Consider the following 24734-nt stretch of genomic DNA (forward strand, 5'->3'; position numbering starts at 1 on the left):
GATTCCGGCCTCATTGAGGTTGAAATCGCAGCTGGCGGTAGGTGGCGAAGCGGCGCGGGGTCGTGTTCCTGCTGGTACGCGGGTCGCGGCGGCAGCGCCGCTGCCCACTGCCTGCCACGCCCCGGAAGGGCAGCACGGCCACGGCGTGGCGCTGTGGCACGTGTGGCACGCCACGGCCGCTGGGCCGGCGGTGCCTACACGTATCCGGCAGTCGCTGGCCCACACCGCTGGCGCCGCCCCCAGCCCATGCCACACATGCCACGGTGCCACAGCCTAGAATTCCTGGGCATCGACGTGGTCCTCCGGCCTGGGGCGCTCGTAGCCGCGCACCGTGTTGTTGCCGATGCGGAACTTTGCCGGCTCCCAGCCCAGCTTTCGCATAAGTGTGGCGAGGCGTTTGCTGTGGCCTTGGTTCTGGCGCTCAAGGTCGATTCCGAGGACTCTTCCGAGCAGATCGCCTGTTTCTACGCGGACTACGTTGCCGAACGCCTTTCCCTTTTCCTTGGCTAGCCGTTCCAGCCAAGGGTCCTCTTCGAGCCGGTCCGCTTGCTCCAAGGCTGCGGCGTCCCAAAGGCTTGGTGATAGCGATATAGTTTCACCCTGCCGTTCCCGGTAGGCGGCCTCAGCCAGGAGCAGATCCCGATCTCGCCGAAGTCGTTCGAGGTCGATGGTGCCGGTCTTGATGGGCCAGAAACGGCGGTTGCCGGTTTGATCGCGCAGGTAGCTGGTCTCGTTGGTCGTGCCGACGAATATCGCCTGCCTGGGCCTAGACTCGATGAAGCGCCCATAGGCCATGCGCGAGCGGTCTTCCTGTCGGGAGGCAAACGCCTTGATCTTGTTGACCTCAGCGCGGTTGAGCCCCTCCACCTCGCCCAATTCGTAAAACCAGACGCCCTCCAGAAGCTCCATTTGGGTACGAGCTTCCTGCGTGAGGATTTCCTGGTCGGAGTGGAATCCTTCACCGGCAAGAATGCGCAGGGCGGTCGATTTGCCGGATCCCTGCACACCTTCGAGAACGGGGATCTGGTCGAATTTTACTCCTGGCTGTCGCACGCGACGGACGGCAGCGATCAGGATGATCGGCCCGATAGCTCGGTTCAGGAGCGTATTTTCGGCGCCGAGATAGTCCGCCAGCCATGTGTCAATTCGAGGAGTGTCGTCCCATGACAGGGCGTCGAGCATGTCCCGAATTGGGTGGAAGGAATTTTCCAGGCAAAGCTGGTTCATGGCGTCCCGGACGTTCTCGGCCTTCGGGTCAAAGTGAAAAGTCTCCATTACTAAGGCGCGGACCATCGCCACTGCGTCGTCGCTGAGTTCCCCTTGGAATTCCTGCAAAACCGCGCCGTTGATCATTTTGCGATGGCGGAACAGGTCATGAGAGAAAGCCAGTCCAAGCCGCTGCAACGCAAGCAACGTGTTTGGTAGCGTCGGTTTGGGTTTGCCGCTGCGCTCCGTTTCGACCCAGCCGGTTTCGACAGCCTCGATGCCTCGGCGTGCTTGTCTGAGGGCGTAGGTTTGCGGGTTCCGCTTCTCCAAGACGGAGGCAGAGATTCCGTATTCTGGATTCAATAGGATCCCGGCAATCAGAGCTGGATCGCTGCACCCAATTCGCGCTAACGCAACTACTCCAGCGTACAGCGAATGGCTGCGGCTAGGGTGGCGTGGATTGGTGGCGCCGCCGCGTGGGTGTTCTGGGTCGTCGCCCAGTCTGATCAGTTCTCTGACTGCCTCGGGAACCGACCCCGGAAGATCCTGGAGTGTTTTGACCTTCACGCCTGTTGGCATCGGAGCTGGCGCTGCACTGTTGGAGGTCAGCGCGGTGTTTTTCTCAGCAGGGAAGTCGTCGAGGTTGTAGGAAAGTGCCCAAGTCATTCGACGACCCTCGCGAGGACGGGAACGCGGCCGGCGCCACGCTTCTTTGCGTTTGGCAGGTTGATGGTACCGGGGAGCCGGAGCAGACGGTCAATGTTGTGGCAGTTGTCGCCACCAAGCTGACGGGCGAGCCAGGCATTTGTCCGCTCGACCCTGTCGAACTCGGTCGAAGGCTCCGACAGGCGCCATAGGGCTTGATATCCGCCGCCGGAAAACACGATGACGGTTGGCGCCGGCGCAAACGATCGCAACGCTTGCAGCACTGTTTCGGAGTGTATGTCGACATCCACATGCAGAACGCGCGCGGTAGCGATGTCGGCCTTCTTTGCCTTTACGTTGAGCCGGCCGCTTACCAACTCGTTGGGGCTGTAATATAGGCCTGACTTTCCCTGCCGCACCTCAATCCAAGCCGGGGCAAGGTGATGTTCGTATGGCAGGAAGGTTCGAAACTCCGGTGACCCGCCATCTGGCGGGATAGCCGCGAGGTCCCATCGCTTTTCGCCCAGAAGACGCTCAAGGAAATCTACGGCGGCGGCAGTGTTAGGGATTGGGGTTGTGTCAGGCATTCGCGCCTCCATTCCGCAGAAGGCCGTTGTCGTCTGCGCACCTGCTTGCAGGCTCGTGCCCCACGACTGTGCAGTGGTTGCAAGCTACAAGCCTGACAACGACCACGGTCTGCGACGCATGCCCTGGCTGCAAGCGCAGAATTTCGGTCGCCGCTGCCAGCAAATATGTAGGCGCAGCGAGGTACTCGACCGGATCGTCAAGGTTTGGGTTGTTTGGGTGGCGCGTGCTCATGCGTCGCCTCCCTGTCGGGAAGCGTCGATGAAGGCGACGACTTCGAATAGCTTGACCAGCTTCCTGGAATTGTACGGTGTGTAGCTCGGGATATCGCCGCGTTTCACAGCGCGTTGGAGTTGCCACTCCTTCGCGCCGACCGCATCAGCGGCCTCTTTGATGGTGAAGAGCCTCTGGAGAGGCGACAAGCGACCTTCGATATGGTCTTGCATCATCTCTTTCCTTTAAGGGGTAGAGATGATGAGTCACCAAAAGGCACCGCCCATGCATCTCAGCCCCGTTTGAAACCTGGGGTAAAAATGCGACCGGCAGCGCTCTGCAGAACTTTTCAACCTAGCGGAATGGCTCGAACCAGCTTGCGCGTTGGCTGTTACGTCTGAAGCACCACACCATGAGCTAGCGTTAGCTACGCGTCAGCGTTTCTCATCAGTGCAGTACTACATATAGCGCTTGTCGTTTGCGTTGTCCACTGCATGCTGGGTTGGATACTAGGCGGCGGCACTGTCGTACACGCGCCCATGTGGCTGCGCCGCTGCGGAAAAGCGACGTATGTGAGCAGCGTAGCGCATGACGGGCAGTGGGTACTCAATCACCCCATGAATTTCTCGGCGGTGGCGGATCGCCTTCTGGATCGTGGAGGTCATCTTGTTCCGGGAAGAGATTCTGTTCTCGCAAATTCGCCGTGCGCAATTCTATCTGGTTTTGGGCTTCCAGGTGTGCCAGACGTCTTTCCGCCCAGGAGACCATGCGGAGGTACTCTGGGCTGGCATGTGACAAAAACTCGCCGGCCTTGGCGATCGTCCCCTTTAGGTCAGCGGCTTCTCTCTGCAAGTCAGCTAAGTTTCGAATAAACCCTAGCCTGTTAGCCTCTCGCTCCTGGCGTTTTTTATGAAGTTCCCGTCGATGCGCCATGTGCTGGCGTCGTCGTTGTTCAGCCTCTTGCTCTTCTCGGCGTGCCTTTTCGTATGCCAGATGAAATAAGATGCCGTCGGCAATTGCCTCAAGCATCGATTCCAAACTCTGGTGCTTGCCGTCGCCCCAATTCTTGCGGGCACCACCCGCCCAGTTCAAAATGTGGAGGGTCAGCTTTCCTGAATAGAGATGTTCGTATTCAGGCCAGAAGCTTTCCGGAGGCAGCCACTGCCCGCGGCGCCGTGCCAGTTCGCGCCTTTTTTCGTGATCTTGATGCTTCTTCAATTCGCTTGGTGTGGGTTCGTGCTTTTCGCGTCTGCGACTCTCACCGATTTCGAACCGCACATCATCCGGGCCGATCCCGACCCGGATTCCCTTGTCATTGTAGCTAAGCGTTATGCCGCGCGTCTCTAGCGCGAGAACGAGGTGATGCAAAAACGCCGTAACTCGAACCGCAGTGTCCTGGTGGACTCGAATGCCTGGAATGGACAGCTCACCGTGCGGGTCCCGCTTTGCAGATCTTAAGTCCGCCGCTAGAGACGATATCGAGCTATGCGGACGCCTTACAGCCTCAAGTACGGTCGGCTCCTTGCGGGCAGAAGGTTCGGGTGATTTTTCTGGCGCCAGCTTGACCTTCAGCTTGGCTTTTGAGTCTCCGACCGCGGTGCTCGCCCTCTGGATTGCGAAGGCTACGTATGGGTTCACTGGGGGCTTGTAACCGCCTATGTGCACCGTTTCCAAATTAGGATTCTCGATCTGCCAGAGCGGCGTCTTCGTGGCCGGTAGGCCTGCTTCCACCTTCGCCCAATAACCACGACCGGGCACTGGCACATGGTAACGCTGGCATGTTTTGGCCAATCCGCGGTCTGAAATATCGAATTGCTCAGCAAGCGTAGCGATTGGAGTTGACCAAACGAGATCATACAATTCTTGTCTAGTGAAGGTACGCTTCATGCTCAATCTGGCGAGGTAGCAAAGTCAAACACTTCCCGCGCCCTTCGCGACGCGTCAACGTCTAGGTGGTTCAGTTACTCCGTCCTTATGCTGAGCTCCGGCCAATTGTCACATAATAGGAGGGCATTTCACAGCTAGCGAATAGCCGTACCCGAACCGCTTGGAGGGTTTCGCCATTCCAGTCGATTTTGCCCACCTCAATCTCATGAAGATTGTTTGATGGGTTATCTGGCGTATGGAGAAGGCACCCGACATGTTCAAAGTGGCCGGTCACAGCAGTTCCTGGAGGATAATCGCTGCGGAGGAAGCCAGACAAGGTCGGCACAAACGTCCCCGAATCGAAATGATACGTACCATAGACGTGCGCGATTTTGGCGATCATTTGGGCAAACCGCACCATGTCGATAGACTGAGACGAAAAGCTGTCGAGTGCATATCGCTTTAGTACTGCAGCATCGGCATTGATGTTGTACATTCGGAAGTTGAAGGGATCGTCGGCATTGATTGCGCGCCGGCTGTATGATGACGCCGGATACAGTGAGGGCATAACGAGAATGGTTGGGAAGTGAACCAGATGGATAAATTCATGCTTACTTGTCTCTCGTCCGATATCCAGTGGGAAGTTCGTCTTTTTCAGCGTGCCATTCTTTCCAACTAGGGAAAATGACTTTCTAATCGGGTCGAACATCTCTCGTGCGATGGAATTCTCGAACTTCGAGGTGACTTTCTGGCAATCGGCACAGGAGGCATCAGGCAATTCAAGCCCGGCACCGAAAAACTCAGGAATGATGTGCTCGCTGGTCAGCTTGAGCACATTCCCGGCCCCGTCCTTGTCTCGGAGGCAATAGACGCAATATCCCATAGGCCTGAGGATGTGGCTAGCTTTTACCGCGGGGAATACCTCTAAGTGTTCGCCACGGAACCTGCCTTCGGCGAACATCCGAGATGCGCCGCCCTTGGGCTGATAGTCCATCTTTCCGATTTGCGGCAAAGCGCTGAGATCGAACCAACCGAATTTCCAGTACCTGCGTCTGCCGTCATCAGGCGGTGGCTCTCCACGCATAATCGCTTCCTATGCTTGCTTCCTCTGCTTATGAGTCGTTGGGCGTGCGAGCCAGATATAACGGTCCTAGATGCGACTCTTAAGATCTTCGAGGCTTGCTAAGTGCTCCCTGCGGCGAGCAACCGCGGCAGCAAGCAATCCCTCAAGTCGCGCATTGTGCTGGTTGATCAGCGTTGTCGACCATTCGGTGTATTCGCCGAGAATTTTCTGTTGGCGATCAAGCTCTTGCTTGATGGTTTCCGCATTGTTGCGGCCCTCAATGCCGATGGTGATGCTGGCCTGCCCAACCTCGGCATAAGGTATTGCTGAGGACCACTGATTGGGCCGGAGCGTAAACAACATGCGATCGCCCCTAAACGGAAAGCTTCGGGTAGCGCGCACGCCATCGATCTGTACTTGTCCGTGAAACGCATCATTCACGGTGACCCTGACCTCACGGACGTTCTTTTCCGCTCGGTCAAAGTCGATCTCTAGCGGCTCGACGCACGCGCCTGGCAAGAGCAACTGGACTATTTCCGCGTCGGTTTTGACTAGGTCTGCCTTGGCAATCATCTGGCGCACATGATTATCCGCCGCACCCTCCTGTGCCCGGAGATATGCACTCAGCTCCCCATCACGGAACAGTGGTTTTCCAACTATCAAAAGTCCCCCCCTATGGTCCCGAAATATACCAGCGAAGCAATGCCGGCAGTTGGCATATCATGGCATGGTCTGAACACGTGCTCAAGAATCGTCCTGGCGGATATACTCATGCTGGTTGCGCAAGGACCTTGCCTACCCGCACCTCAATGTGCTGCTAGGTGTTTATCCGAGCAGGGGAACGTGGTCACCGCGCGGTTACGCTTTCTGCATTTTGCTGGAGTTCTCGGCAGTTTCCCACAGTTCACGGGGGTGCCGTTTGAAGTCTTCGCTGCGATGCGCCTAGGCCGCGTTCTCGAACGCACACTGGTGCACCTCGCTACACTCTGCGGCATTGCGGCGTCGCCGCAATTTCTCGCTTGCCAAGGTTGGGGTCGAGCGTTCGAATCGCTTCACCCGCTCCAATTACTCCACGAAAAAGGCCGCAGTTTACCGCGGCCTTCGTCGTTTTTGGCGCTCGGAAAGCGCGACCGGAAGCACGGCCGCCGCGGCCAGGGTTACCAGTGGGTTACAAGGCTCGAATTGGCCGAGCAGAGTGAAATCGGGGTGTCGCCAGAATGCGCTGTGCATGAACGTGGTTGCCTACATTTGACCCACGGGCGACGTCGATCTCCGCGTTGCGAATGTCGACTGTGCGCCCTTGTCGGTCGTTGAGATCATCGTCGCTAGCACCCAGAAGCTGACATCGCCGCTTGTGGGGGAGTCGCCGCCGCACGAGGTAGGCCGAGATGCCAACTGTCGCGGCCGGAAACCTCAACCCTTCCGCGGGTGATGTCAGGTCAACCTGCGATGAATGATCCAGCGCGTCGTCAGATATAAGCGTCATCGTTTCCCGCCCGCTGTGATCGCCCATGTGAAATGACCGGAACCGCACGGTTTGAAAGAAAGCGGTTTTCTTGAGGGACCTGTCATGATCACCAGCACCCACAGCGTTGGTGTAGTTCGTGATTCCGTCATTTCGTGGGAGGCCGAGAATGATCTCGTTGGGCCTCACTTCCGCGACCTTTACTGGCTGTTGCCAGTCGTTGCCGAGACCTGGGATGTTGTCCTCGACGACATCAATGGCATGCATGTGAAGAAGTAGCACGTCTACGCTGCGCTTGATGGCGCAACCATCGGGCCAATAGCTGAGGGAAATGTCGGTGGCGGAACCGGCATGAACCTTTTCAATTTCAAAAGCGGCACCGGCACTGCATCGCGTAAGCTATTGACCGAGTGGCGGGTACACTGCCGGGGTACTTGTTCAGGGCAATTTCGGATCGCACCGGTTGGTCAGGAGATTACGGATCTAATGGCCGACGTTTGGTGGAAGCGGAAGGGCGAAGCCGGATCGATCATCGTTGTCGTTGCCACCGATGCGCAGCTGCTGCTGCACCAATTATGGCGTTCCAATGTGCGGTCTCCCTAGGTCGCTGCAGATGGACGGCGATTGCTGAGTGTTTCGAGCTGTGCGGAACGAAGATTTCCCGGACTGCCGAAAACAACGGCACGTCTGGACCGAACCTCTTTTACCTTGCACCGGACCGATTCGTATTCGCGAGCGGAAAACGATGACGCATGTAGCTGACATAGGCTGGATCGTGCCCCACCCGTTGTCAGCCCAGGGCTTCAGCTATCGTCAACCTGACATCACCCTGCCGCTTATTTCAAAGCGATTTCAAATGACGCGGCGGTTTTGGCGGTGATCTCCTCCACAGTCACGCCGGTCGCCAGCTCGATGAGCTTCATTGACGGCTTGCCGCGCTTGGCGATGGTAAAGACGCCAAGGTCGGTGATTACCATGTCGGCAACGCGCTGGCCGGTCAGCGGCAGCGTGCAGGACTTGAGCAGCTTCGGTTCGCCCCTTGCCTCGTGCTCCATGACCACGACCACGCGCTTGACGCCGGCCACCAGATCCATGGCTCCCCCCATGCCTTTGACCATCTTGCCGGGGATCATCCAGTTGGCCAGGTCGCCATTCTCGGCCACCTGCATCGCGCCGAGGATCGACAGGTCGATATGACCGCCGCGGATCATGGCGAAACTGTCAGCGCTGGAAAAGAAGCTGGTCGTGTCCAACTCGGTGATGGTCTGCTTGCCGGCATTGATCAGATCGGCATCTTCGTCGCCCTCGAAAGGGAACGGCCCCATGCCGAGCATGCCGTTTTCGCTCTGCAGCCTGACATTGATCCCCTGGGGAATGTAGTTGGCCACCAGCGTCGGGATGCCGATGCCGAGATTGACGTAGAAACCGTCCTGCAGTTCCTGAGCGGCGCGCGCCGCCAAATCTTCGCGAGACCAGGCCATTAGATCGTCTCCAGCTTGGCAAGCCGCCTGACGGTGCGCTGCTCGATATGCTTGACAGGGTTGGGTACATGCACAATGCGCGACACGAAGATGCCCGGCGTATGGATCTGGTCCGGGTCGAGTTCTCCGGCGTCTACCAGATGCTCGACTTCCGCGACTGTCACCTTGGCTGCAGTCGCCATCATCGGGTTGAAATTGCGCGCCGTCTTTCGATAGATCAGGTTACCTTCTGTATCGCCCCTGAAGGCATGAACAAGAGCGATATCCGCCACCAGAGCCCGTTCCATCATGAACTGCTCGCCGTCGAACTCACGCAATTCCTTGCCATCTGCAATAACCGTGCCGACGCCGGTCCTGGTAAAGAAGGCCGGAATGCCGGCGCCGCCGGCGCGGATCCGTTCGGCCAGGGTGCCCTGCGGGGTGAATTCAAGTTCCAGGTCGCCTGATAGATATTGCTGGGCGAACAGCTTGTTCTCGCCCACATAGGACGAGATCATCTTGCGGATCTGTCGAGTTTCCAGCAGCTTGCCCAGCCCGATACCGTCGACGCCGGCATTGTTGGAAATCACCGTCAAGTCCTTGGCGCCCGAGAGGCGCACCGCCTCGATCAGGGCTTCGGGAATGCCGCAAAGGCCGAACCCGCCCGACATGACCGTCATGCCGTCGGCCATCAATTCTGCCATGGCTTCGGCAGCGGTCGCATGAATCTTTCGCACGGCCTGTTCCTCCTTTGCAGCAATACTTGCGGATTGGTCCGCATCACGTTTCGGCCGGAAGCTATGACTTGTTGGGAAGACGGAGTTAGTCGTATTTATACGCTATGCGTACATCCGATCAGCCAGTCCCTTTGCGCGTCTCGGCGCCTGCCGCAATGCAGTTTTCCCTCGCCGAAATCCCGGTGCCGATGGTCTTTGCCACGCACCGCATCATCCGCGACTGCAACGAGCAGTTTGCCGCATTGTTCGGTTTCGCGCGCCACGAACTGATTGATCAGAGCTTTTCCCGGCTCTATCCCAAGCTTGCTGATTTCGTGCGGACGGGACACATGTGGCGCAGCAACCTGCAGGGCGGTCATGTCTACTACGACGAGCGCATCATGATCACCGCTGCGAGCCTGCGGTTCTGGTGCAAGGTCAATGGCCGGTCGCGCAACGCAGCCGATCCGTTCGCCGAGGCGCTGTATTGTTTCGAGCCGATGAACCGGGCGGTGACAGAGGCCTCAATGACGCTTACCGATCGCCAGCGCCAGGTGCTGACGCTGGTCGCCCAAGGCAAGACCAATGCAGCCATCGCAGCAGAGATCGGTCTCTCGAGAAGGACTGTCGAAGCCCATCGTCAGCGGCTCATCCGCGCTACCGGCGCGCGCAACAGCGCCGAACTCGCAGCCTGGTTTGTCGCCTCGCGTTGAACGCCAACACGGCAAAGGTGCGGCGATCCGGAGCGCATTGCATCCCTATGGGCCACCCCACCGATGCGAGCGCAGTCCGCAAAACAGGGACAGTGTGCCCGCCTTTGCGACACTTGCTGCTACAGCGCCGCACGTCCTTTTGGACGCGCAAGGACGCTGCAACACTTTGAATTTGTGCATGATCCTTTCCGAAAATCGATTCCGATTTTCGCTACGCGGACCTTCGGTTCGGGGGCATGCACTAAGCCGCCGATGGCACTGTTCGGCTTAATGACGGACGAGTGGACACGGCTTCGAACCAGCTCCGAAGTTTCGGTGCCGAAGCCCTCCAGTTCCGGTTGGCGAAGCGAAAATCGAGATAGCCCAAGGCACAGCTCACGGCGATCGAGCCAGCGTGAAACGAAGCTTCCAGCGTATCGAGAGCACCGCCCTCAAGAGCCGCAAGGCTCGAATCAATCTTGTCTGACTGACCTTGCATCCAGTCGGTCCAGCGGAGGGCGTCCGGGCGCAGCATGGTTTCGTATCGCAGCAAAATCGCTGCATCAAGCAGTCCGTCTGCCAGTGCTTCGAGCGTCAGCACATCGAAGTAGCGCTCTCCGCTTGGATAGAGCACACCGCTTCCGGCCATCGCATCAACATATTGGCAGATCACGCGGGAATCGAAGAGGGCGCGCCCATCGGGCAGCACGGCAGTGGGAACCTTGCCCGTCGGATTATGTGAGACAATTGTATTGTCTCGCCGGATCGGGCTGGCTGCCGCCTTCAACAGTTCGATCCGGTCCTCCACGCCACGTTCGATAGCAGCGACCATTACCTTCCGAACGTAGGGCGAAGCGGGCGAATAGAAGAGTTTAAACATCAGAGTGTCCATGGTTCGGGTTCTGTTTGAGGGTGATGCGGCCGGTTGAAGAATCAGGACGCCCGGTTCACCCGCATGGACCGGGCGTCCATTCTCAGGCAAAAGCCGGGAAGTCTCAGAGAGCTCCGGACGTCTCCAGTTGGCGCGCGGCATGCTCGGGCGCTGCCCGCAGAGCTTGCAGGTTCTCTTTCGAGGTCGCTGCTATCTGCACCGAGCAGCCCGGCGCCAGGATCATGCCTGTCCCCTTGTTGGCGATGATTGTGCGCGCACCCTTGGCGGTTACCTCGGAAGCCGCGTCTTTTGCGAGTGTCGCAGGATTGACGCCGCCGGCAACGCCCAGGCCGGTCATGGTCCGGCCTGCCGACAGGTCCGGATTGTGCGTGGCGTTGTCATCCCAATGCATCACGGACACGGGATAGTCCGCGAACGTATCGAGGAGGACCTCGTTCTCACATACGTGCAGGATGTTGAACGGCAAGGATGCCGCCGGCGCCATCATGTGAAGGTCATGGCTCAGGCAAAGGTCGCGGTACTGTTGCGAAGCAAGCTTGCCTCCATTGGCCCACTTTGTGGAAAAAAAGATACCATCGACGCCGAACTCAACCAGTCTGGCCACGAAAGCACTCAGCGTTTCCGCAAAGACCGACAGCGCATGGTCGACTGCCTCGGGTGCGGTCTTAATGTGATCCATCAGCTGTGCGGGATTTCGGTCGAGCATCTTTTCGGCGATGTCGAGAGGGGTGAACACCGTCATGATGATCGGCACGTCGTCAGGGAGCTGGCGCCGCATCATTGCCAGCGCTGCCAGTTGCTCCTCGAATGTCAGCGCATTGGACGGCACCGGGCGCAGGCTCAACCAGTCCTCTGGGGTCCGTATGGGTGTGTGGGCGAGCGTATGCCCCTTGTCCATGGATCGCGATGGCTCGTAACGGAAGCCAAACGGTTCGACATGGTAGCTCGCGCGCGCATGTACCTTCAGGAAATCCCAGTCGAACTCCTGCTGGAATGACACCATGCGATCGGCGAACCGAGTCGGATCGACCTCATCCAGGAAGAAATGCCCCCAAGCGGAGACAGGAACCCGATCGACCGGCGCGCCGGCGATCGCTGATGCTATGCGATCTCGTTTTTTCATTCACGTTTCCTGAAAGAATAGGCAGATTTATTGGGCAAGGAGAGGCGATGCAGGATTGGTGCGCTCGATGTGTCCGCGAGGGACGCTTCAGAACTCGATCATTCGAGGCTGATGTCCGCCCAGCCGGCTACCTGCTGGCAGTGCTCGCTTTCGGCAGCGATGACGTCTGTGGACTCATCGGGAGTATTTACGGCTGGAGCCTGCGCGAGCTCGGTCTGTCGCTTTCGAGTGTGACAAACCCCAAGCCCGCTTGGCTCAGCGACCCTTTTGAGCCAGCTCTCCAAACAGCCATGGACAATCTGCGACCGGAGGGGCCCTTCGTCCATTGCGTGCCGCCTCCAGTCGCATCTCCCGTAACCGGGCCCGGCCACCTTCCTCGGTCAGATAGAGCCGTTCATGGCCCCAGAAGCTCGGCCCGTCGACAGTCTCGTGTGGCTCCCAGGTAGCCGGGTCGATGACTCGTCCGCCCCATCCGCTTTCGACAAAAAAGCCTGACGGAGTGTTGGCATAGTAGGAGGTCATATAGTCGTTGGTATGCCGACCGATGGTGTAGGCGATGCGGCCTTCCTGTTGCTGGGCGATATCGAAACCCTGTCCGACGTCGTCCAGATTCTTGAATTCCACCATGAAGTGATGAAAGCCGGCCTGGCCCGAGCCCACCATGGCAAAGCTGTGGTGGCGGCCATTGACGTGAAAAAAGTAGAGCGGATAGGGCGACAGCCCGTAATCCGAGACGCGAAAATCCAGCAGGTCACGATAGAAGGGCAACATGGCGTCGATGTCGCGCACATGCAGCACCGCGTGGCCCATTCCCAGCGGGCCGGTATTGAAGCCGTCGATCGGACGTCCCGGCATGAAGGGCGTGCTCGCCATCATGGGATTCCAGAACAGCTCAATGCGATTGCCGGCGGGATCGTTGAAGTGGATCAGGTCCGTTACAAATCGTCTGTCGGCCAGGGAGCGGCTGCCCAAGGCGACCGGCACTCCGGCCGTCTCAAGTCGCGCCGCATAGGCCTGAAGATCTTCACGGCAATCAACTTCCCAGCCCATGAAGGCAAGCGTTTCGCCCGGTTCGTCGGACACCAGCAAGCGCTGAACGCGATCGTCCATGCGAAAGGCGAGCGCCTTGCCCCCTCTGTCGAACTTCTGCATTCCCAGCAGTCGACCGGCAAAATCCGACCAGTCGTCGAGTTTGTCGGAGCGCACACCGAGATAACCCAATGCTGAAATCGCCATGCTCGTGTCCTTTTCCAACTTTTGACCAGATTTCGGGCAGCAGAGCTGCCTCAGGCCCGGCTCACAGACCCTGGAACTCCTGCCAGGTGTGGAAGGCGTTCATGATGTGCAGCCGCATCGCGCGGTCGGCCGCATCGGCGTCCTGATCCAGAATCGCCTGCGCGATCTCCCCATGCTCCCGCTGCGCGCGGTTGTATTGGGCGTCATTGGTCAACACCGCCACGCGTCGCGTGAGGTAGAAGTTTCCTGCCAAATGGATCAGGTGGCGAAGACGATCATTGTGCGCAGCGGTGAAGATGGCCTCATGGAATTCGCGGTTTGTATTGAGGCGCTGGGCCGAGTCGGGTGAAACCAGCGCGGAGCGATGTTCGTGGTGGGCCATGATGCCACGCCGCTCCTCGTCGCTGCCGCGCTCTGCGGCAAAACGGGCGGCGAGCCCTTCCAGGGCCGCCCGTACCTCGTAATTCTCGCGGATCTCGACGGCGGTGAACTCGCGTACGGCCCAGCCACGCTTGCGGCGTATCAGCAAGCCGTCCGCTGAAAGGCGCTGGAGACCTTCGCGCACGGGCGTTCGACTCGTGCCGAACTTTGCCGCGAGATCGTCTTCGATGAGCGGCTCGTTTGGCCTCAGTTCTCCCGACACGATCGCGAACCGCAATCGTTCATACATTGTCGCTGACTGCATCTCCGGTGACTCGTTCATTGGTCGTATGTCCTGGGGAAAATGAAAACAGGAATGTGCGGGCAAGCAGCACGCGTTTGCGAGGCGTCTCCAAGCATGGGTTGCGTGCGGCAGCGTGTAGAAGCGCTACGGCGTGCTCGGCACCGTAGGCCAAGTACATGAAGCGTTCCGGCGACGAAGCGCAACCGAGAACAAGCCGGGACCTTGCAAGGAGCTATTGACATCATAACAAAAGCATATACACCCGCATTCAAGTTTGCACGCGAATTTGCATACAAACTACACGACGACGCAGCCAAGAGCGACAGACACCGAGCAACCGTCTCAAATTTCTGATTTTTCGCTGGGCAAGGAGGGCTCATGAAGCATGATTTCAGCGCCCTGTGCCCATCTTCTTTCGTTTTCGCGCATGCGTTCCCTCTGTGGGCTGAGGCCGCCTAGGGGAATGAGCATGGACATGGGGTAAGCATGAACAAGCGCAATCGCGTTATGGCCGCGATCCGCGGGGAGCCCGTCGATCGAGTGCCGCTGGGCTTCTGGCTGCACGATTTCGCCTCCGAGCATTCGGCTCAGGCGCTGGCCGACACCACTCTTGGCCTCTACCGCAGCCTTGACCTCGATTTCATCAAGCCGCAGTCGCGGGCGACGTGCTTCGCCGAAATGTGGGGCACGCGCATTCAGTCTTCGACCGAGAAGACCGAGATCTATACGGTGCGTGAATTCGCGGTGCAGGATGCTGCCGGCCTCGGCTCGCTCGAACCTGCCGAAGCGACGCAGGGCGCGCTGGCCGAGCAGTTGGAAGCCTATCTCGCGGTCCGCGCCGCGGTCGGGCCCGACGTGCCAATCATTGCCACCATCTTCTCGCCCCTCATGGCCACGCGCCTCATGCTGCCCGGCGGGCGCGATGCCGTTTTGCAGCTGATGCGCGACGATCCGGCGGCGCTGGAGCGTGGACTAGCCGCCATCGCCGAGACCTTGGGGCAGCATGCGCGCCGCTGCATTGCTGCCGGCATCGATGGCATATTCTATGCCGAGAGCTATGCAACCCAGCCGCTCATGTCGGGCGAGGAAGTTCGTCGCTTCCAACATCAATTCGATCTGCCGATCCTCGATGCCGTGAAGGAAGCGCCGTTCAACATCCTGCATGTCTGTGGCAACAACACGCGGTTCGACGATTTCATCGACTATCCCGTGTCCGTGTTCAGCTGGGCGACCACGCCGGGCAATCCGAGCCTGAACGAGGTGCGCGAACGCACCGGGCGCGCGGTGCTGGGCGGTCTGCCCGGCCGGCCGCTCGCCGAAATGACGGTCGAGGCGCTGGTCGAACGCACGCGTCAGTCGATCGGCGCGACCGGCGGCCGGCATCACCTGCTTGGCCCCGATTGCTCGCTGCACCCCGGCACGCCGATCGAGCTGCTGCAGGCTGTCGCCGGCGCGGTCAAGGCCAGCGCACATCAATGATTGCTTTCACGAAGGCGCTTAAGAAATGACAGATCAAACCGCGTCCGTCTGGCTCGTCACCGGCTGCTCCAGTGGCCTTGGCCTTGCACTGGCAACCAAGCTCGCCCGTGAGACGGGTCACCGGGCAGTGATCACCGGGCTCAAGGCGGCCGAGGTCGAGCACATTGCGCAGGTCGCGCCAGACCGAATCAAGGCAACCGAGCTCGATATCACCGACCGCAACAGCGTCGCCGCCGTGATCGAGTTCACCGTCAAGGCATTCGGCCGTCTCGACGTGCTGGTGAACAATGCCGGCGTTGGCCAGATCGGCGCGATCGAAGAGCTCGACGATGGCGAGATCGCCAGGGTGATGAACGTCAATCTTTTCGGCACGCTCAACATGCTGCGCGCCGCAGTCCCGCAGATGCGCCAACAGCGCAGCGGGCGCATTCTCACCCTGACCTCGATGGGTGGCTTCCGCGGTCGGCCCGGAGTCGGCATCTACAATGCCAGCAAGTTTGCCCTCGAAGGCGTGCATGAGGCGCTGGCGGGTGAAGTGGGTCCGCTCGGGATCGACGTGACGATGGTCGAGCCCGGCCTGTTCAAATCCTCCTTCCGGGGCGGCGGCATGCACATCGCCAAGACGATCATTGAGGATTACGCGGGTACTGCCGGCAAGGTGCGTGCTTCCGTGGCCGAGGATTACCCGGCCTCCGCCGCCGATCCGACCCAGATCGCGGCCGCCATTCTTGCGGTGGGCGAAATGGCGGGTAAGCCGCCGTTGCGCCTGCAACTGGGCACCGACGCGGTCGCCGCAACCCGCGAAAAGCTCGAGAGCATGACGCGGGAAGTCGCCAAGTGGGAGGCGGTCGCAAATCTCGCCAGCGAAGGCGGTGAAGGATCGCTCGACACATACCGGAGTGCCATAGCCGCCGTCACCGGCTGAACTAAGCCACAACAACACTGATCTTCTTGAGCCCTTGGGCTCCATTTTGAGGCGCCGGCCGGGTTCGAGCTGCGTGTCGGGGACTGTCGTAACCATGAAACTTGCAACTCTCAAAAACAACACGCGCGACGGGCAGTTGGTTCTGGTCGACCGGACGCTGGTCCGGGCGGCCGCTGTCGCCGACTTGGCGCCAACGATGCAGGCGCTGCTGGACAATTGGTCCGCTCTTTATCCAGCCCTCAACGAGCGCTACCGCCTGCTCAATGACGATCAGTTGCCAGGCGCGTTCGACTTCAAGATCGAGTCCGCCATGGCGCCGCTGCCACGGGCTTACCAATGGTGCGATGGTTCCGCTTATCTCAGCCACGCCGAGCTGGTGCGCAAGGCGCGCAACGCGGAGATGCCAGATTTCCTCTACAGCGATCCCCTGATGTATCAGGGGGCATCAGACACGTTCATCGGACCATTCGACGATATCGAAGTCGCGGACGAGGCGTGGGGCATCGACCTTGAGGCGGAGATCGCCATCATCGTTGACGATGTCCCGATGGGGATCAGCGCCGCACAGGCAACCCAGCACATCAAGCTGATCGCTCTGGTCAACGATGTCAGTCTCCGCAACCTGATGCCGCGCGAGCTGTCGAAGGGGTTCGGCTTCCTGCAGTCCAAGCCGTCAACGGCCTTCGCCGCTGTCACTGTGACGCCTGATGAGTTGGAGCAGCATTGGAACGGGGCTTGCCTAAACCTGAAGGTCAGGACCCAGGTGAACGGCGAGATCTTGGGTGAACCACATGCCGCGGCCGACCTGAATTTCGACTTCCCGACTCTGATCGCCCACGCAGCAGGCACACGCCGACTTTCGGCGGGCACGATTATCGGGTCTGGAACGATTTCCAACCGCAACCCCGAAGCGGGCTTCGCCTGTATTCAGGAGCGGCGGATGACCGAAATCATCGCCACCGGTGCGCCGAAAACCGAGTTCCTGAAATTTGGCGACAGTGTCGAGGTCGAGGTCGCATTGCCCGATGGTAGCAGTGTGTTTGGCCCCATCCGCCAGCGCGTCGCCAAATATCACGCTTCCTGAGGTCGTACCGAGGGGGGGAAGAGACAGCAGCGGCCCAGACTGGGCTGCTGGCTGAACGAACGAGTATCCACGTCAAATACTGCCAGTGCAGGGAGGAATAGTGTGAAACTTCTGGAATGTGTTAAATCGGCCATTGTGACCGGTATCGTCTCGGTCTCCCTGATGGGAGTAGCAAGTGCCGAGTCTACTCTCCGGGCGGTGATTGCGACCGACCTGAAAATACTCGACCCGATCTTCACGACCGACACCATGGCGCGAAACTATGGGTACATGGTCTATGATACTCTGTTCGCGTTTGACGAGAAGTTCGACATCAAACCGCAGATGGTCGACACACATTCTGTGAGCGCGGATAAGCTGGTCTACACCTTTACCTTGCGCGACGGATTGGCCTTCTCTGACGGCCAGCCGGTGACCACTGCGGATGTGATCGCCTCACTACGCCGTTGGTCGGAGAAGGACACGCTCGGGATAAGGCTCGCTGGCGTCACCAAGGAAATGGTAGCCGTCGACGACAAGACCTTCACCATCACGCTGAAGGAGCCTTTCGGTCTGACGCTTGCCGCACTGGCAAAGACAGGGGCAAATGTTCCGTTCATCATGCCGGCGCGTGTTGCCGCAACGCCGGCAAGTGAGCAGATTACGGATTACACCGCGTCCGGTCCCTTCGTACTGAAGGAAGATGAGCGCAAGCCAGGCAGCCTGACGGTTCTGGTCCGCAACCCTCACTACCTGCCTCGCAACGAACCGCCGAGTGGGATGGCAGGCGGAAAGAAGGTCAACATCGATCGTCTCGAACTGGTGACCGTGCCGGACAGCCAGACGGCGGTGAATGCATTGCTGGCGGGCGAGATCGATTTCTTCGAAAACCCCAGCCTCGACTTGCTGCCGCTGCTGGAGGCTGAGCCCGACACGATCGCGGTGGCTCCGATCAATATCCAGGGTGGCCAGCTCTTCCTGCGGATGAATCACAAGCAGCCGCCCTTCAACGACCAGAAGGTCCGGCTTGCCCTGCTGAAGACCATCAGCCAGCCGGATTATCTGAAGGTGGCGATGCCCGATCCGCGCTTCGGCAAGGAATGCGGTGCAATTTTCATGTGCAATGGCCCCTATGCGTTCCCGTCGGAGACGCGGGCTACCGAGACGAATTTCGAAGAGGCCCGGAAGCTTCTTGCCGAGTCGTCCTATGACGGCTCCGAGGTGGTCATTCTGCGGCCTACGACGATTCCGATGCTGAAGGACATGCCGCTTGTGGCCAAGCAGGCCATGGAGCGCGTGGGGTTCAAGGTCCGCGTCGAGCAGATGGACTGGCAGACCTTCATCAGCCGCCGTGGCAACAAGGGGCCGGCGGCCGATGGCGGCTGGGATGTATTCATGTCGGGGATGCCTGCCTCGGACGTGACCGAGCCGGCGCTTCTGCGTGCCATCGATTCATCCTGTGATACGGCCTATTTCGGCTGGCCGTGCGACGAGGCGATGGAGAAGCTGCGCGAGTCCTACTTTGACGCCGAGAATGACGAACAGCGCAAGTCGATAGCCAAGGCGATCCAGGACCGCGTCTTCGAATACGGCACCTATGGAATCCTCGGTGAATATTTCGTTCCGGCTGCGTGGCGCAGCGACGCGATTAAGGGCCTGCTTCAGGGACCGGTAATCGTCTGGTGGAACGTCTCCAAGGTCGACTGAGAGAGACAATGATCCGCTATGCATTACGGCGAATACTAGCAACGATCCCGGTTTTCGGGATCGTAGCACTGTTCGTTTTCTTCATTCTCCGCATGACGGCAGGCGATCCCGCAAGCATCCTGGCCGGCGAGAATGCGACACAGGACCAGATTGAGGGCATCCGACAATCGCTCGGCCTCGATCAGCCTCTGATCATCCAGTTCAAGACCTGGATTTCCCACATGGCCAGTGGCGATTTCGGCCAGTCGTATTATTTCAAGGTGCCAGTGACGGACCTTCTGATCGACGCCGCATGGCCGACGATCTCGCTGACCATTACGACGCTGGCTTTCACGCTGGTTGTGGCGATTCCCTTGGGGGTGCTTGCGGCCTACAAGCGAGGCTCGTGGCTCGATCGGCTGATCATGGGATTTTCCGTTGTCGGCTTCTCGGTGCCGGCTTTCCTAGTCGGCTATCTTCTCATCTATGTCATCTCGATCAAGCTGAAACTGCTGCCGGTTCAGGGCTACAAGCCGCTTTCCGACGACTTCTGGTTATGGCTCAAGCATTTGATCCTGCCGACCCTGACCGTCAGCATGATCTACATCGCGCTCATTTCGCGCATGACCCGCGCCAGCGTCGTCGAGACGCTCGGTCAGGATTATGTGCGCACGGCGCGGGCAAAAGGACAGGTCGAGTGGCGGGTGGTCGTCCGGCACGCACTACGCAATGCCGCCGGCCCTATCATCACCGTGGTTGGGATCGGTGTCGCACTGCTTGTTGGCGGCGTGGTGATCACCGAAACAGTGTTCAACATCCCCGGCATCGGCCGGCTTACGGTGGATGCGGTGCTGGGACGGGACTACCCGACGACGCAGGCGATCATTCTGCTGTTCTCCTTCATCTACGTGCTGGTCAATCTGCTCACCGATCTGGCCTGCTTCCTCTTCGACCCAAGGATACGCGAATGACTCCGAGCAATCCAAGCGGGTTCGACGCCGAGGAACCCTTCGTCGCCGCCCCCGCGCCCGAAAGGTCTTGGCTTGCAACAGTCTGGGCGGTGCTTCGCGCCAACCCGAGCATGTTGTTTGGCGTAGTGGTGCTGGGCGCGGCTGCATTCATCGCCGTCTTCGCCGGACATCTTGGGACGACGGACCCCAGTTTCATTGCGCCGGGCAGCCGTAACCTTGTCCCCGGGGCAGTAGGCGAACTCGTTGACAATGACGGCAAGAGCTTTGTCTGGACCTATCACATCGGCAGCGACAACCTCGGCCGCGACCTCTACAGCCGGGTGCTCTACGGTGCGCGGACGTCGTTGATCGTCGGCTTCGTGGTCGCGGCCCTGAGTTTGGTGCTCGGTATGGGGGTGGGCATGGTCGCCGGCTATTTCCGGCGCCTGGACGGGATCATTATGCGGGTGATGGATGGGTTGATGTCGATCCCAGGCATCCTGCTTGCCATCACGCTGGTATCCTTGCGTGGGGCCAGTCTTGGAACGGTAATCGTCGCCATCACCGTTCCCGAGGTTCCCCGGGTTGCCCGACTGGTGCGCTCGCTCGTGCTGTCCATCCGTGTCGAGTCCTTCATCGAGGCCGCTGTCTCTACCGGCACCCCGACGTGGAAGATCCTCATCCGCCACATTCTGCCCAATACAATGGCGCCGCTGGTCGTTCAGGGCACCTTCATCGTCGCCTCAGCGATCCTGGCCGAAGCCGCACTCGGGTTCCTCGGGGTGGGTATCCCCGCCGAGGTACCGACTTGGGGCAACATCATCTCCGAGAGTCGGACCCTGTTCCGGATCCACCCCTACGGCATCTTCTACTCGGGTTTCTTTCTAGCGTTCACGGTTCTTGCCGTGAATCTGCTGGGCGACGGGCTGCGCGATGCGCTCGATCCCAAAATCGGCGGAAAAGAATAGTCATGGACGCTGCAGATAATATTATCGAGATCCGCGACCTGTCCGTGCGCCTGCCGGACAAGGCTGATCGGGCGTTGGCGGTGAACAAGCTCAACCTGACAATCGCGCCAGGTGAAACCGTCTGTATCATTGGCGAAAGCGGCTCGGGCAAATCCGTCACTGCCGGCGCGATTATGGGGCTTCTGCCGGCTGGCCAGTTGACCGTCGTGGGCGGGAACATCCGCGTCATGGGCAAGGACATCCTGCACCTCTCTCCATCGAAAATCCGCAAGATGCGCGGCGTAGACATGGCGATGATCTTTCAGGAGCCGGCGACCGCGCTGAACCCGGTTCTGACGGTTGGGGCCCAGATCGACGAGATGCTGGAGATCCACACGACGCTTTCCGGCGCCGAGCGGAAAAAGAAGGTGATTGGACTGCTCGACGCCGTGGGACTGCCCGATCCCGTGGGGATTTATCACCGATACCCGCATCAGATGTCCGGCGGCCAGCGCCAGCGGGTCATGATCGCCATGGCACTGGTATTGAACCCACCGCTGTTGATCGCTGATGAACCGACGACGGCCCTCGACGTGACGACCCAAGCCCAGATTCTGCGCCTGCTGCGTGAACTGCAAAAGGAGCGCAACACCGGCATCCTCATGATTACCCATGACTTTGGCGTCGTGGCGGATGTCGCCGATCGCGTGTTGGTCATGCGGCGTGGCGAGGTTGTGGAAACAGGTACGGTCGATGAGGTGCTGCGCGCGCCCAAGCACCCTTACACGCAGATGCTTGTCGCCGCAGTACCCGATATGGTGCCGAAATGCGCGCCCGTGCCGGATTCGATTCCGGTTGCCCTGTCGGTGCGCGGGGTGAGCAAGGTCTACGGCCGGGGCGGGTTTCTTTCCTCTGCGAAAGGTTTTTTCGCGGTCGATGACGTCAGCCTGGAGGTGCGACGTGGTCAGACGATTGGGATCGTGGGGGAGTCCGGGTCGGGGAAGTCGACTTTCGCGCGGTGTATCGCGCGGCTTGTTGATCCAACGGCCGGCGAGATCCGGTTTGGCGGCAAGGACATCGCCAGTCTGTCGACTCGGGCCATGCGCGAGTATCGGCGTCAGATCCAGGTCGTCTTCCAGGACCCGTATCGCTCCCTCAATCCTCGCATGACGGTGGGTGCATCGATCATCGAGGGCCCGATGAACTACGGGGTTTCCCGCGAGGAAGCCATGGATCGCGCGCGTAACCTGATGGAGATCGTCGGATTGAACGCCGAGGCGTTGAACCGGTTGCCCCACCAGTTCTCAGGCGGGCAGCGTCAGCGCATCTGTATCGCGCGCGCCCTGGCCATGGAGCCGGCGATTCTTATCGCCGATGAAGCAGTCTCGGCGCTCGACGTTTCCGTCCAGTCGCAAGTGCTGAAGCTCTTCAAGGATGTGCAGGCGCGATACTCGCTGACCACGCTGTTCATCACGCACGACCTGCGCGTGGCAGCCCAGATCTGTGATGAGATCATGGTCATGCAGCGCGGCAAGCTCGTGGAGCGCGGCCCGACGGAACAGGTCTTTTCCCAGCCCACGGCCGAATACACCCGCTCACTGCTGGATGCCGTTCCAGGAAACGCTGCCCAGGCGAACTGAATCTGATAATCCCAGGAGACCAATAGATGCCCATCAGAAATATCTTCGCCGAGCGGCAGGCCGAGATCGCGGCATGGCGGCGGCATTTGCACGAGATGCCCGAGATCCTTTTCGACATGGTCCGTACGGCGGAATTTGTCGCGTCCAAGCTGCGAAGCTTTGGCTGCGACGAGGTCGTGACTGGAATCGGCCGCACTGGTGTCGTGGCCGTTATACGCGGACGCGGGACATCATCGTCCCGGGTCATCGGCCTCCGTGCAGACATGGACGCCTTGCCGATCCAGGAAGAGACAGGCCTGCCTTGGGCGTCGAAGATTCCAGGTGCGATGCATGCCTGCGGGCATGACGGTCACACGGCGATGCTTCTGGGCGCGGCCGAGTACCTTGCCGAAACACGGAATTTCGATGGCACCGTGGCGCTGATCTTCCAGCCGGCTGAGGAAGTAGGCGGGGGCGGTCGCGAAATGTGCGAAGACGGGATGATGGAGCGCTGGGCTATCCAGGAGGTGTATGCGATGCATAACGCACCGGGAATACCGCTGGGCGAATTCGCCACGCGAAAAGGTCTGTTCTTCGCCTCGGTCGATCATTTTGAAGCCGAGATCATGGGCAGCGGCGGTCATGCTGCACGCCCGCAGCGGGCGATCGATCCGGTGGTAATCGCGGCGCAGACCGTGAGCGCAATTCAAACGATCGTCAGCAGAAACGTCGGACCCATGGAAAACGCCGTGGTTTCGACGACGTCCATCGAGTCGTCGAGCAAGGCGTTCAACGTGATCCCGCAAAGCGTGACGATCCGTGGCACGATTCGCTGCCATAGTGCTGCGGTGCGTTCCCAGATCAAGTCGCGGATCGAAACGATCATAACCGGTACGGCGCAATTGCTCGGCGGCTCGGCGCGCGTAACGCTCGAAGAAGTCTATCCAGTACTTGTGACCAGCGACGAGCAGACCGACTTCGCGGAGGAAACAGGCAGGCGCGTGTCTGGCATGACCTCGGAAGCCGAGCGTCTGCTTGGCGGCGAAGACTTCGCTTTCATGCTGGAGCAGAGGCCGGGCGCCTATGTACTGCTCGGAGCTGGAGACAGGATCACGCCGCACAATCCGAAATACGATTTCAATGACGAGATCATTCCTTTCGGATGCAGCTGGTGGGTTGAGCTTGTTGAAAGCCGGCTGCCCATACAGAATGGCAACGCCAGCGTCTGAATCCTGACCCGATGTTTGAGGGCTTTGTCGCAAACTCGAGGCTGGGATGGAATGCACCAATCCCCGAAAGCGTTATGCCGCGAGGATATCGAACTGTTCAGCCAGTGACGGCCTGGATTGTAGGCGTCGCTTGCGCATCATGTGAACCATCTCGATGCCGGACAGGATCGTCGCGGCAGTGACCATAGACTTGAAGCCGAGCATGGATCGAAGCCGACGCTTGATGCGTCGGTGATCCTGCTCAATGAGGTTGTTCAGGTGCTGGCACTGGCGAATGCGGATCGCTTTCAGTTGTTGCCGTGATCAGTCTTTGAGCTTGTTTTCGCCATCACAGGCAACCATTGCCTCCCGGTTCGTCTGGCTGCCGTCGATGACAATGCGATCCGGCCGGTCATGGAGCATTAGCGCTTTTCGGATGAAGCGCTTGGCCGCCACCAGATTGCGATGCGCTGAAGAAGAACTCGACCGTGTCGCCGACGCTGTCGATGGCACGATATTGACACATCGATCGCCCCCAAACCGACACATACGTCTCCGCGACATGCCATTTTCTGGTGACCGGACGCTTTCGGCGGTTGAAACGCTCGAGCACAAGCGGTGCGGCGTGAAATCCTGAAGGCGACAGGGTACGCAGGGATTGTGCAGGCTTGTCTGCAATTGACCGATATGTTGAAGAAATCGGCTGGCCGAGTGCGTTAGATCAATTGCTGATCCCAGACGAGCAGAGGCCGTGGCCTCTCAAGCCGCTTTCGGCATCGGCATTGGGATCAGCTTAGCGAGTTTGCGGAAGTTTTGGGCTGCGGTTGCGAGGTGAAACTCGTCGCGGGCCCCGTTTGGTCCTCGTGGTCGCAGACGATCAAGCTTGAGGTGGGCGAACAGCATCTCGACCTTCTTCCGCTGCCTGCGCGAGGTGACATGGGCGTCCGCGGCGGTGATGTCGCGGGCGCCGGCTTTGCGAATATGGGGATTGCCGAAGAATCCAGAGAAGAAATCCAGAGAATGGATCCCCC

Annotated in this window: 21 protein-coding genes and 3 pseudogenes; 10 read left to right on the top strand and 14 right to left on the bottom strand. The window is 59.6% G+C overall.

Annotated features, from left to right (window positions below; all coding sequences use genetic code 11):
• Positions 1-273: 273 nt before the first annotated feature.
• From ABSY17_RS24375 to ABSY17_RS24400, 6 genes are all read right to left on the bottom strand, one after another.
• The gene (locus ABSY17_RS24375) at positions 274-1872 is read right to left on the bottom strand and encodes a VapE domain-containing protein (RefSeq protein ID WP_378946634.1); all 1599 of its coding nucleotides are present in this window, start codon (positions 1870-1872) and stop codon (positions 274-276) included.
• Positions 1869-2450 carry a DNA-primase RepB domain-containing protein gene (locus ABSY17_RS24380; RefSeq protein WP_378946637.1) on the bottom strand — a complete coding sequence of 194 codons (582 nt, stop codon included), beginning with the start codon at positions 2448-2450 and terminating at the stop codon, positions 1869-1871. Before ABSY17_RS24380 ends, ABSY17_RS24375 begins: the two co-directional genes overlap by 4 nt.
• Positions 2451-2666: 216 nt before the next feature.
• Positions 2667-2882, bottom strand: coding sequence for a hypothetical protein (locus ABSY17_RS24385; RefSeq protein WP_378946639.1), 216 nt, complete (start codon positions 2880-2882; stop codon positions 2667-2669).
• Between the two features lie 373 nt (positions 2883-3255).
• Positions 3256-4536, bottom strand: a complete 1281-nt coding sequence (locus ABSY17_RS24390) for a hypothetical protein (protein ID WP_378946642.1) — start codon at positions 4534-4536, stop codon at positions 3256-3258.
• Positions 4537-4621: 85 nt separating this feature from the next.
• Positions 4622-5599 carry a hypothetical protein gene (locus ABSY17_RS24395; RefSeq protein ID WP_378946645.1) on the bottom strand — a complete coding sequence of 326 codons (978 nt, stop codon included), beginning with the start codon at positions 5597-5599 and terminating at the stop codon, positions 4622-4624.
• A 66-nt stretch (positions 5600-5665) separates the two neighbouring features.
• Positions 5666-6160 (bottom strand): hypothetical protein, encoded by a 495-nt coding sequence (locus ABSY17_RS24400; protein WP_378946648.1) that lies wholly within the window; start codon positions 6158-6160, stop codon positions 5666-5668.
• Between the two features lie 988 nt (positions 6161-7148).
• On the opposite strand from ABSY17_RS24400, the pseudogene ABSY17_RS24405 reads away from it, so the two are divergent.
• Positions 7149-7646 (top strand): annotated as a pseudogene (locus ABSY17_RS24405) (P1 family peptidase).
• A gap of 233 nt (positions 7647-7879) precedes the next feature.
• Here ABSY17_RS24405 and ABSY17_RS24410 read toward each other — a convergent pair.
• A complete protein-coding gene (locus ABSY17_RS24410) occupies positions 7880-8524 on the bottom strand; it encodes a 3-oxoacid CoA-transferase subunit B (RefSeq protein WP_378946650.1) in 645 nt (214 codons plus the stop codon).
• Positions 8524-9207, bottom strand: a complete 684-nt coding sequence (locus ABSY17_RS24415; protein ID WP_378952994.1) for a CoA transferase subunit A — start codon at positions 9205-9207, stop codon at positions 8524-8526. The genes ABSY17_RS24410 and ABSY17_RS24415 overlap by 1 nt, the downstream gene beginning before the upstream one ends.
• A gap of 188 nt (positions 9208-9395) precedes the next feature.
• On the opposite strand from ABSY17_RS24415, the gene ABSY17_RS24420 reads away from it, so the two are divergent.
• Positions 9396-9932: a LuxR C-terminal-related transcriptional regulator gene (locus ABSY17_RS24420; protein ID WP_378946653.1), complete on the top strand. Its 537-nt coding sequence runs from the start codon at positions 9396-9398 to the stop codon at positions 9930-9932.
• 241 nt (positions 9933-10173) lie between these two features.
• Here ABSY17_RS24420 and ABSY17_RS24425 read toward each other — a convergent pair whose 3' ends face one another.
• The 4 genes from ABSY17_RS24425 to ABSY17_RS24440 form a co-directional block, all read right to left on the bottom strand.
• Entirely contained in the window at positions 10174-10791 is a 618-nt protein-coding gene (locus ABSY17_RS24425; RefSeq protein ID WP_378946655.1) for a glutathione S-transferase, read from the bottom strand.
• Between the two features lie 115 nt (positions 10792-10906).
• Positions 10907-11926, bottom strand: coding sequence for a uroporphyrinogen decarboxylase family protein (locus ABSY17_RS24430; RefSeq protein WP_378946658.1), 1020 nt, complete (start codon positions 11924-11926; stop codon positions 10907-10909).
• A 255-nt stretch (positions 11927-12181) separates the two neighbouring features.
• Positions 12182-13162, bottom strand: a complete 981-nt coding sequence (locus ABSY17_RS24435; RefSeq protein ID WP_378946661.1) for a VOC family protein — start codon at positions 13160-13162, stop codon at positions 12182-12184.
• A 61-nt stretch (positions 13163-13223) separates the two neighbouring features.
• Positions 13224-13865 (bottom strand): GntR family transcriptional regulator, encoded by a 642-nt coding sequence (locus tag ABSY17_RS24440; RefSeq protein ID WP_378946664.1) that lies wholly within the window; start codon positions 13863-13865, stop codon positions 13224-13226.
• A 447-nt stretch (positions 13866-14312) separates the two neighbouring features.
• On the opposite strand from ABSY17_RS24440, the gene ABSY17_RS24445 reads away from it, so the two are divergent.
• The 8 genes from ABSY17_RS24445 to ABSY17_RS24480 all read left to right on the top strand — a co-directional run bounded on the left by ABSY17_RS24445 (position 14313) and on the right by ABSY17_RS24480 (position 23724).
• Positions 14313-15305: a uroporphyrinogen decarboxylase family protein gene (locus tag ABSY17_RS24445; protein ID WP_378946667.1), complete on the top strand. Its 993-nt coding sequence runs from the start codon at positions 14313-14315 to the stop codon at positions 15303-15305.
• Between the two features lie 25 nt (positions 15306-15330).
• Complete coding sequence (locus ABSY17_RS24450; protein WP_378946670.1) at positions 15331-16230, top strand: SDR family NAD(P)-dependent oxidoreductase; 900 nt, start codon at positions 15331-15333, stop codon at positions 16228-16230.
• A 94-nt stretch (positions 16231-16324) separates the two neighbouring features.
• Positions 16325-17314, top strand: a complete 990-nt coding sequence (locus ABSY17_RS24455; RefSeq protein WP_378946673.1) for a fumarylacetoacetate hydrolase family protein — start codon at positions 16325-16327, stop codon at positions 17312-17314.
• A gap of 102 nt (positions 17315-17416) precedes the next feature.
• Complete coding sequence (locus tag ABSY17_RS24460; protein ID WP_378946675.1) at positions 17417-19000, top strand: ABC transporter substrate-binding protein; 1584 nt, start codon at positions 17417-17419, stop codon at positions 18998-19000.
• Between the two features lie 8 nt (positions 19001-19008).
• Positions 19009-19950 (top strand): ABC transporter permease, encoded by a 942-nt coding sequence (locus ABSY17_RS24465; RefSeq protein WP_378946678.1) that lies wholly within the window; start codon positions 19009-19011, stop codon positions 19948-19950.
• Positions 19947-20897: an ABC transporter permease gene (locus tag ABSY17_RS24470; RefSeq protein WP_378946681.1), complete on the top strand. Its 951-nt coding sequence runs from the start codon at positions 19947-19949 to the stop codon at positions 20895-20897. Before ABSY17_RS24465 ends, ABSY17_RS24470 begins: the two co-directional genes overlap by 4 nt.
• Positions 20898-20899: 2 nt before the next feature.
• Entirely contained in the window at positions 20900-22516 is a 1617-nt protein-coding gene (locus ABSY17_RS24475; protein ID WP_378946683.1) for an ABC transporter ATP-binding protein, read from the top strand.
• 26 nt (positions 22517-22542) lie between these two features.
• On the top strand, positions 22543-23724 hold the full coding sequence (locus tag ABSY17_RS24480; RefSeq protein WP_378946686.1) for a M20 aminoacylase family protein: 1182 nt from the start codon (positions 22543-22545) through the stop codon (positions 23722-23724).
• Between the two features lie 72 nt (positions 23725-23796).
• On the opposite strand, the pseudogene ABSY17_RS24485 reads toward ABSY17_RS24480, so the two are convergent.
• A pseudogene (locus ABSY17_RS24485) lies at positions 23797-24331 on the bottom strand (IS6 family transposase); the annotation flags it as partial.
• 131 nt (positions 24332-24462) lie between these two features.
• Positions 24463-24669, bottom strand: a pseudogene (locus tag ABSY17_RS24490) (IS5/IS1182 family transposase); the annotation flags it as partial.
• Positions 24670-24734 lie beyond the last annotated feature (65 nt).

This window comes from Mesorhizobium sp. ANAO-SY3R2 (assembly GCF_042466635.1).
In the GTDB taxonomy this organism is placed as follows: Bacteria; Pseudomonadota; Alphaproteobacteria; order Rhizobiales; family Rhizobiaceae; genus Aminobacter.

Bases quoted from the DNA above. Each gene is read 5' to 3' on its own strand.
- ABSY17_RS24445 (WP_378946667.1), top strand. From the start codon at position 14,313: ATGAACAAGCGCAATCGCGTTATGGCCGCGATCCGCGGGGAGCCCGTC.
- ABSY17_RS24420 (WP_378946653.1), top strand. From the start codon at position 9,396: ATGCAGTTTTCCCTCGCCGAAATCCCGGTGCCGATGGTCTTTGCCACG.
- ABSY17_RS24435 (WP_378946661.1), bottom strand. From the start codon at position 13,162: ATGGCGATTTCAGCATTGGGTTATCTCGGTGTGCGCTCCGACAAACTC.
- ABSY17_RS24375 (WP_378946634.1), bottom strand. From the start codon at position 1,872: ATGACTTGGGCACTTTCCTACAACCTCGACGACTTCCCTGCTGAGAAA.
- ABSY17_RS24410 (WP_378946650.1), bottom strand. From the start codon at position 8,524: ATGGCCTGGTCTCGCGAAGATTTGGCGGCGCGCGCCGCTCAGGAACTG.
- ABSY17_RS24440 (WP_378946664.1), bottom strand. From the start codon at position 13,865: ATGAACGAGTCACCGGAGATGCAGTCAGCGACAATGTATGAACGATTG.
- ABSY17_RS24450 (WP_378946670.1), top strand. From the start codon at position 15,331: ATGACAGATCAAACCGCGTCCGTCTGGCTCGTCACCGGCTGCTCCAGT.
- ABSY17_RS24430 (WP_378946658.1), bottom strand. From the start codon at position 11,926: ATGAAAAAACGAGATCGCATAGCATCAGCGATCGCCGGCGCGCCGGTC.
- ABSY17_RS24415 (WP_378952994.1), bottom strand. From the start codon at position 9,207: ATGGCAGAATTGATGGCCGACGGCATGACGGTCATGTCGGGCGGGTTC.
- ABSY17_RS24390 (WP_378946642.1), bottom strand. From the start codon at position 4,536: ATGAAGCGTACCTTCACTAGACAAGAATTGTATGATCTCGTTTGGTCA.
- ABSY17_RS24480 (WP_378946686.1), top strand. From the start codon at position 22,543: ATGCCCATCAGAAATATCTTCGCCGAGCGGCAGGCCGAGATCGCGGCA.
- ABSY17_RS24395 (WP_378946645.1), bottom strand. From the start codon at position 5,599: ATGCGTGGAGAGCCACCGCCTGATGACGGCAGACGCAGGTACTGGAAA.
- ABSY17_RS24385 (WP_378946639.1), bottom strand. From the start codon at position 2,882: ATGCAAGACCATATCGAAGGTCGCTTGTCGCCTCTCCAGAGGCTCTTC.
- ABSY17_RS24475 (WP_378946683.1), top strand. From the start codon at position 20,900: ATGGACGCTGCAGATAATATTATCGAGATCCGCGACCTGTCCGTGCGC.
- ABSY17_RS24455 (WP_378946673.1), top strand. From the start codon at position 16,325: ATGAAACTTGCAACTCTCAAAAACAACACGCGCGACGGGCAGTTGGTT.
- ABSY17_RS24380 (WP_378946637.1), bottom strand. From the start codon at position 2,450: ATGGAGGCGCGAATGCCTGACACAACCCCAATCCCTAACACTGCCGCC.
- ABSY17_RS24470 (WP_378946681.1), top strand. From the start codon at position 19,947: ATGACTCCGAGCAATCCAAGCGGGTTCGACGCCGAGGAACCCTTCGTC.
- ABSY17_RS24465 (WP_378946678.1), top strand. From the start codon at position 19,009: ATGATCCGCTATGCATTACGGCGAATACTAGCAACGATCCCGGTTTTC.
- ABSY17_RS24425 (WP_378946655.1), bottom strand. From the start codon at position 10,791: ATGTTTAAACTCTTCTATTCGCCCGCTTCGCCCTACGTTCGGAAGGTA.